We start from the raw sequence: 7,393 nt of genomic DNA, 5'->3' as shown, positions 1-7,393 counted from the left end.
CCTCGGCGTGCCGGGCCATGGGCATGATCATCGCCATCTACGCGCTCGTGATCATCTCGAGCCTGGCGGGCCATGAGTTCAAGCTGCCCACCGTGCTGATCCTGGCCACCGTGCTGGCCGTCGGCAGCTACGTCGCGTTCATCTGGGCGTTGAAGCTCCAGATCCAGGTCTGGCCGACCTTCATCACCGGTTGAGAAGAAAGCTGCTCACACCATGGAACTGTTTGAACACCTCTCGCTGGGTTTTGGCGTTGCCTTCACCTTCACCAACCTGCTGTACTGCCTGGCCGGTTGCATTCTGGGCACGCTGATCGGCGTGTTGCCGGGCATCGGCCCGGTCGCAACCATCGCGATGCTGCTGCCCGCCACCTACGCACTGCCGCCCGTGTCGGCGCTGATCATGCTGGCCGGTATTTACTACGGCGCGCAGTACGGTGGCTCGACCACCGCGATTCTGGTGAACCTGCCGGGCGAATCGTCGTCGGTGGTGACCGTGATCGACGGCTACCAGATGGCGCGCAAGGGCCGTGCAGGTCCGGCGCTCGCCGCTGCGGGCCTGGGCTCGTTCTTCGCTGGTTGCGTCGGCACGCTCATCCTGGCCGCCTTCGCACCGCCGCTGACCGAACTGGCCTTCAAGTTCGGCCCGGCCGAATACTTCTCGCTGATGATCCTGGGCCTGATCGGCGCCGTGGTGCTGGCATCGGGTTCGCTGCTCAAGGCGATCGCGATGATCGTGCTGGGCCTGCTGCTGGGCCTGGTCGGCACCGACGTGAACTCGGGTGTCGCGCGCTTCAGCTTCGACGTGCCTGAACTCACCGACGGCATCGGCTTCGTGGCCATCGCCATGGGCGTGTTCGGCTACGGCGAAATCATTGCCAACCTGTCGCGTCCCGACGAAGAGCGCGAAGTCTTCACCGCCAAGGTGTCGGGCCTGTTCCCGACCAAGGAAGACTTCAAGCGCATGCTGCCCGCCGTGCTGCGCGGTACCGCGCTGGGTTCGTCGCTGGGCATCCTGCCCGGTGGCGGTGCGCTGCTGTCGGCCTTTGCGGCCTACACCATCGAGAAGAAGACCAAGCTGCATCCGGGCGAAGTGCCCTTCGGCAAGGGCAACATCCGCGGCGTGGCCGCGCCTGAAGCCGCCAACAACGCCGGCGCGCAGACCTCCTTCATTCCGCTGCTGACGCTGGGCATTCCGCCCAACGCCGTGATGGCGCTGATGGTCGGTGCCATGACGATCCACAACATCCAGCCGGGTCCGCAGGTCATGACCAGCAACCCCGAGCTGTTCTGGGGCCTGATCGCCTCGATGTGGATCGGCAACGCGATGCTGGTGATCCTGAACCTGCCGCTGATCGGCCTGTGGATCAAGCTGCTGTCGGTGCCCTACAAGTTCCTGTTCCCGGCGATCGTGCTGTTCTGCGCCATCGGCGTGTACTCGACCAACAACAACACCTGGGACATCTGGATGGTGGGTGTGTTCGGCTTCGTCGGCTACACCTTCTTCAAGCTCGGCTGCGAACCTGCGCCGCTGCTGCTGGGCTTCATCCTGGGGCCGATGATGGAAGAGAACCTGCGCCGTTCGCTGCTGCTGTCGCGGGGCGACTGGAGCGTTGTTCGTCACGCGCCCGATCTCGGCCGGCCTGCTGATCGCCGCAGCGCTGCTGCTGGTCATCGTGCTGCTGCCCGCGGTGAAGTCCAAGCGCGAAGAGGCCTTCGTCGAAGACTGATCGACGGCCTTTGCCTGAACGAAAACGGCGCCCTCGCCGTTTTTCTTTAGGAATGCCTGCGGCGCTACTTGCCCAATGCGCTGAGCACCGCCACGGTCATCGCGTGCACACCGGTCTTGATCGACGGCTCGGGCACCGGTGCGAAGAAGGGCGAATGGTTGCGGGCCAGCGGCTTGCCGCCGGGTTGGGCGGAGGCCGCGATGTCGCGCGCATCGAGCACGCCGATCGTGAAGTACATCGACGGCACGCCGGCGTTGACGAAGGCCGAGAAGTCTTCGCTGCCCGTTGACGGCACCGTGGACTGCACGACATGGGCCGCGCCCAACGCCTGCTTGAGCGCGGCAGCCGCGCGGGTCACCACGGCTTCGTCGTTGACCAGGGCTTCTCCGCCTTGCACCAGCTTCACCACGGGTTCGGGCGCGCCGCTCGTCGCGGCAGCGGCCATACATGCGGCGCACGCCGGCCAGCAGCTTGTCGCGCACCTGCGGCTTGTACGAGCGGATGGTGCCGCGCAGCGTGACAGTGTCGGGAATGATGTTGCCGGCGCTGCCGCCCTGGATGGCGCCGATGGTCACGACGCCGAATTCGGCCGGGTCTTTCTCGCGGCTCACCACGGCCTGCACGTCGGTCACGAAGCGCGCGGCCATCACGATCGGGTCGAGGGTGGTGTGCGGCCGCGAGCCGCCGCCGCCGCCGCTTCCTTGAAGACGATCTCCAGCGAATCGGAGTTGAACTGCTGATGCCGACGCCATAGCCGATGGCGCCGTGCGGCGTGGGCGCCGTGTGCAGCGCGAACGCGGCGTCGGGCTTCGAAAGCGCGTGAACAGGCCGTCCGCGAGCATCGCCTTGGCGCCCGACACGGTTTCTTCGGCGGGCTGGCCGATGAACATCAGCGTGCCTTTCCATTGCCCCTTGAGTGCGACCAGCGCGCGCGCGGCGCCGAGCCAGCTGGCCATGTGGATGTCGTGGCCGCAGCTGTGGGCCACGAAGCTGTCGCGCCCGCCCCAGTCGGTGCGGGCCTGGCTGGCGTAGGGCAGACCGGTCTTTTCTTCCATCGGCAGGCCGTCCATGTCGGTGCGCACCATCACGACCGGCCCCGGACCGTTGCGGTAGAGCGCGACGACGCCCGTGCCGCCGACCTTCTCGGTCACCTCGAAACCGATCGCGCGCATCTCGGCGGCCAGCTTCGCGGCGGTGCGCGTTTCCTTGAAGGCAAGCTCGGGGTGGGCGTGCAGGTCCTTGTAGATCGCGTCGAGCCGCGGGTACATCGCATCGACGAGCGGCGTGATCGCCGAAGCGGGCGACGATGCAGCGGGCTGCGCGTGTGCGCCCGCGCCGAAGGCGAGGAGGGCGGCCACGGCCAGTGAGCGAAGGGCGAAGGTGGGTGAGTGGATCAACATGAGTGAATGCGTAGAGGAGTGAGAACGGGGTCAGAAGATGTGCCGGATGCCGAAGTCGTAGCCCATGGCACTGCGCGGGCGCCAGCCGCTGGCGGCCACGTAGCCCGGATAGTGCGTCGCTGCCGCTCGTCACGGAGCCGATGGCCTTGTCGTTCTGGCCGTCGCGGATGCGAACGCGCGCGAAGGTGGCGTACGCGCCGTGCGGCGGGACAGGTGGTGCACGTAACCCAGCGCCCACTGGCTGGCACTCGCGCCCTGTGCCGCGTCGCCTGGCAGGCCGGTGCCGCCGGCGCGGTACTTCACGCGGCCGAAGGAGGCGCGGATGAGCCCCGGCCCACGGGCACCGTGGCGCCCACGAGGTAGCCGTCGTACCGGTCGGTGCGCTCCGGTGCCCAGGGCTGTGCCTGCGCGCGCCGGTGCCGCAGTTGCGACAGCTCGCCCAGCAGCTTGACGGGGCCGAGGTCGTAGGTGGCGCTCAGGCTGACGGTCTTCAGCCGGTCTTCGCCGCCGGCGTCGACGGGCGGCTTGGCCGCGGAACCCGAGGGCAGGCGATCCTTGTTGTCTTCACCGAGCGCCAGCGCCACGTTGAGCGCCCTTGGCATAGCCGAAGCGCCCGCCCATGTAGCGCCCGCGCGCGTTCGTCGGCGTGAGCTCGGGGCTGTAGCGGATGTTCTCGGGCAAGGCGTACTGGACCTGTCCAGAAGCCGCCGAGGTTCGGCGGCAGGAAGTAGCCGATGCTGTTGCTGGCGCGCGCGTAGTTGTCGCCGGCGGCCACGCCGGCCGGTGCGCCCCGAGCAATGCGGACGAGGCGCTGTTCACGCGCGCAATCACCGACAGGCCGGCGCCCTGAACGGCGAACGGTCGGCCAGCGAGTCGTTGCGGAAGATCGGCGTGTAGTCGCGGCCCAGCCGCAGCTCGCCGAAGCCGCCCGACAGGCTCACGGTGGAACGCTTGGCGAAAGAGGCCAGGCCTGTCTTGCCGTCGTCGTTGCTGATGTTCGACTCCAGCCAGAAGCTCGCCGCCAGGCCGCCGCCCAGGTCTTCCGTGCCGCGAAAGCCCAGGCTGCTGCCGCGGTAGCCGCCGCGCGACAGCGTGGTCTGGCTCTGCGTCACCTTCGGCACGCCCGCCGCAAGCAGCGCGGCGGCAGGGCGCCGCGGATCGAACGCCGGGCGGTACTCGCTAACGGCCTCGAAATGGCTGACACCCGCGTCCACGACGCCGAACAGCGTCACAGAGGACTGTGCCGACGCCGTGCCGGCCAGGGTCACCAGGGCCAGGCCGAGTGGGTGCCGCTTCATGAAAAGAACGCGCGAGCTGAAGCAGAGGGCACCGGCATCGGCGCCCTCGATGGAAGGAAGTTCAAGGGGAGTTCTCCTGTGCGCCACTTCGGTGTCGAGTGGACTGGCGCGACTATCGGGCGGCAGGGCGCGATGGAGGAAATACCGTTTGCTGATGCGGCGCCATCGCTATTTCTGATGGTCGTGGGCATGCCTCACGCCGCGTGATGGCCGTGGCACGATTGATGCACTCAATTTATATATCTATCCGATAAATCCATTTCCTTTCAATGCCCTGCGAGTCCAATCCTGCGGCCACGTCGGACAAGGCGCGCCCTCGACACACCACCTCGGACACAATGAATTCCATGAAACGAACCACCCGTATCGCGCTCGCCGCGGCCGCGCTGGTGCTGGCCGCGGTGCCTGCCCTGGCCCAGCAGCCCTATCCGAACCGTCCGATCCGGTTGATCGTGCCGTTCCCGGCGGCCGGCGCCACCGACCTCTTCGCCCGAACGCTGGGCCAGAAGATGAGCGAGAAGCTCGGCGCCCAGCTGATCATCGACAACAAGCCCGGCGCGGGCGGCGCCATCGGCTCCGACCTCGCGGCCAAGGCGCCGCCCGACGGCTACACGCTGCTGCTCGCGACCACGAGCACGCACGCCATCGGCCCGGCCATCACGGCCCGGCTGCCCTACGACACGGTGCGCGACTTCGCGCCCATTGCCCACGTCGGCGATGCGCCGAGCATCATGCTGGTGCCTGTCAACACGCCCGCCAGGACGGTGCGCGAGTGGATCGACCACGCCAAGAAGAACCCCGGCAAGCTCAACTACGCATCGAGCGGCAACGGCACCATCGTGCAGCTCACGGCGGAGCTCTTCAAGGCGCAGGCCGACGTGTTCGTCACGCACATTCCCTACCGCGGCACGGCGCTCGCGGTGCCCGACCTCATCAGCGGCAAGGTCGACGTGCTGTTCGATTCGCTCCCCACCGGCATGCCGCACGTGCGCGACGGCCGGCTGCGCGCACTGGGCGTCACCTCGCTCAAGCGCAGCCCGCTCGCGCCCGAGCTGCCGCCCATTGCCGACACGCTGCCGGGCTTCGAGTCGAACACCTGGTTCGGCTTCTATGGTCCGAAGGGGCTGCCGGCCGACATCGTGGCGCGCGTGAACAAGGCCGCCAACGAAGCGCTGGCCGACCCTGAGCTGAAAGACAAGCTCGCCCGCCTGGGCATCGAGCCGGCGAACGCGGGCACGCCCGAGCAGTTCGCAAAGATGGTGGCCGTTGACGCCGCCAAATGGAAAAAAGATCGTCGTCGATCGCAAGATCACCAACGACTAACGAGAGCACGCCGACATGAACTTCGACTTCAACAACCCCTACCTCTCGACCCGCCTGCCGGTGTTCGCACGCAACGTGGTCGCCACGTCGCACCCGCTGGCGGCGCAGGCCGGCTTGCGCATGCTTCAGCAGGGCGGCAACGCGGTCGATGCGGCCATTGCCACGGCCGCGGTGATGACGCTTGTCGAGCCCGTGAGCAACGGCCTGGGCAGCGACGCCTTCTGCATCCTGTGGGACGGCAAGGAACTGCACGGCCTCAACGCCTCGGGCCCCGCGCCGAAGGCCTGGACGCCGGAGTACTTCAAGGCCAAGTACGGCGCCGACGCCGCCACGCCGCCGATGCGCGGCATCGACTCGGTCACCGTGCCGGGCGCGGTGCGCGGCTGGGTCGCGATGAGCGACCGTTTCGGCAAGCTGCCCTTTGCCGACCTGATGGCGCCCGCCATCGACATCGCCGAGCGCGGTTACCTCGTGCCGCCGGTAGTGCAGGGCAAGTGGGCCGCGGCCACGCCGCTGCTGCAGTCGCAGCCGGGCTTTGCCCAGGCCTTCCTGCCGTGGGGCCGCGCGCCCGAGATCGGCGAACTGTTCCGCTTCACCGCGGCGGCCCGCGCGCTCAAGGCCATCGCCCGCACCAAGGGCGAGGCCTACTACAACGGCGAGATCGCCGAAGCGATCGCCAGGTTCTCGCAGGCGCAGGGCGGTGCGCTCACCGTGGCCGACATGGCGGCCTACCAGCCCGAGTGGGTCAAGCCCATCTCGCGCGACTACCGCGGCCACACGCTGCACGAGATTCCGCCGAACGGCCAAGGCATCGCGGCGCTGATCGCGCTGGGCATCCTCGAGAAGTTCGACATCGCTTCGCTGACGGTCGACTCGGTACAGTCGCAGCACCTGCAGATCGAAGCCATGAAGCTGGCCTTCGCCGACGTGTACCGCTACGTGTCGGAGCCATCGTCGATGACGGTGACCCCCGCGCAAATGCTCGATGACGCGTACCTGGCTTCGCGTGCCAAACTCATCGACGTGAACAAGGCGCAGGACTTCAAGGCCGGCAACCCAGTCAAGGGCGGCACCATCTACCTCACCGCGGCGGACGAGAGCGGCATGATGGTGAGCTTCATCCAGAGCAACTACATGGGCTTCGGCTCGGGCTGCGTGGAGCCCGACTTCGGCATCAGCCTGCAGAACCGCGGCCACGGCTTCAGCCTCAAGGCCGAGAGCCCGAACGTGGTGGCACCAGGCAAGCGCCCGTTCCACACGATCATTCCGGCCTTCCTCACCAAGGACGGCCAGCCGGTGATGAGCTTCGGCGTGATGGGCGGCAACATGCAGCCCCAAGGCCACATGCAGACGCTGGTGCGCATGCTCGACTACGGCCAGAACCCGCAGGCTGCGTGCGACGCACCGCGCTGGCGCTTCAACGCGGGGCTCGAGATCAACGTCGAGGCCGCGATGAAGGCCGACACCGTGCAGGGCCTGCGCGACCTGGGCCATCACCTGGACGTGATCAACGACTCCTACCAGGACTTCGGCGCCGGCCAGTTCATCTGGCGCGCGGGCGAGCCGTCGGTCGAAGGCTACGTGGCCGCGAGCGATCCGCGCCGCGACGGCCTCGCTGCAGGCTACTGAGGATCAAGGGATGATCG

General features: G+C 67.7%; 4 protein-coding genes and 4 pseudogenes. 4 read left to right on the top strand and 4 right to left on the bottom strand.

Features of this window, described 5'->3' with window-relative positions:
* Positions 1–14: 14 nt before the first annotated feature.
* Positions 15–194, top strand: a pseudogene (locus GFK26_RS33930) (tripartite tricarboxylate transporter TctB family protein); the annotation flags it as partial.
* A 19-nt stretch (positions 195–213) separates the two neighbouring features.
* A pseudogene (locus GFK26_RS33925) lies at positions 214–1,726 on the top strand (tripartite tricarboxylate transporter permease).
* 64 nt (positions 1,727–1,790) lie between these two features.
* On the opposite strand, the gene GFK26_RS34755 reads toward GFK26_RS33925, so the two are convergent.
* The 4 genes and pseudogenes from GFK26_RS34755 to GFK26_RS34425 all read right to left on the bottom strand — a co-directional run bounded on the left by GFK26_RS34755 (position 1,791) and on the right by GFK26_RS34425 (position 4,424).
* The gene (locus GFK26_RS34755) at positions 1,791–2,171 is read right to left on the bottom strand and encodes a M20/M25/M40 family metallo-hydrolase (protein ID WP_416222581.1); all 381 of its coding nucleotides are present in this window, start codon (positions 2,169–2,171) and stop codon (positions 1,791–1,793) included.
* A gap of 64 nt (positions 2,172–2,235) precedes the next feature.
* Positions 2,236–2,994: pseudogene (locus GFK26_RS34750) on the bottom strand (amidohydrolase); the annotation flags it as partial.
* 431 nt (positions 2,995–3,425) lie between these two features.
* Positions 3,426–3,728: a porin gene (locus tag GFK26_RS34430; RefSeq protein ID WP_228121853.1), complete on the bottom strand. Its 303-nt coding sequence runs from the start codon at positions 3,726–3,728 to the stop codon at positions 3,426–3,428.
* A gap of 225 nt (positions 3,729–3,953) precedes the next feature.
* Complete coding sequence (locus tag GFK26_RS34425; RefSeq protein ID WP_228121852.1) at positions 3,954–4,424, bottom strand: porin; 471 nt, start codon at positions 4,422–4,424, stop codon at positions 3,954–3,956.
* 347 nt (positions 4,425–4,771) lie between these two features.
* Here GFK26_RS34425 and GFK26_RS33910 point away from each other — a divergent pair.
* Positions 4,772–5,747 (top strand): annotated as a pseudogene (locus tag GFK26_RS33910) (Bug family tripartite tricarboxylate transporter substrate binding protein).
* 15 nt (positions 5,748–5,762) lie between these two features.
* Positions 5,763–7,376: a gamma-glutamyltransferase family protein gene (locus GFK26_RS33905; RefSeq protein ID WP_153280331.1), complete on the top strand. Its 1,614-nt coding sequence runs from the start codon at positions 5,763–5,765 to the stop codon at positions 7,374–7,376.
* Positions 7,377–7,393 lie beyond the last annotated feature (17 nt).

The sequence above is a fragment of the Variovorax paradoxus genome (genome assembly GCF_009498455.1).
Taxonomy (GTDB): Bacteria; Pseudomonadota; Gammaproteobacteria; order Burkholderiales; family Burkholderiaceae_C; genus Variovorax; species Variovorax paradoxus_H.
Note: the sequence above shows the minus strand (reverse complement) of the source record. Positions and strands in the feature narration are given on the sequence as shown.

Coding starts and splice junctions, on each gene's coding strand:
- GFK26_RS34755 (WP_416222581.1), bottom strand. CDS start 2,171: ATGGCCGCTGCCGCGACGAGCGGCGCGCCCGAACCCGTGGTGAAGCTG.
- GFK26_RS34430 (WP_228121853.1), bottom strand. CDS start 3,728: ATGCCAAGGGCGCTCAACGTGGCGCTGGCGCTCGGTGAAGACAACAAG.
- GFK26_RS34425 (WP_228121852.1), bottom strand. CDS start 4,424: ATGAAGCGGCACCCACTCGGCCTGGCCCTGGTGACCCTGGCCGGCACG.
- GFK26_RS33905 (WP_153280331.1), top strand. CDS start 5,763: ATGAACTTCGACTTCAACAACCCCTACCTCTCGACCCGCCTGCCGGTG.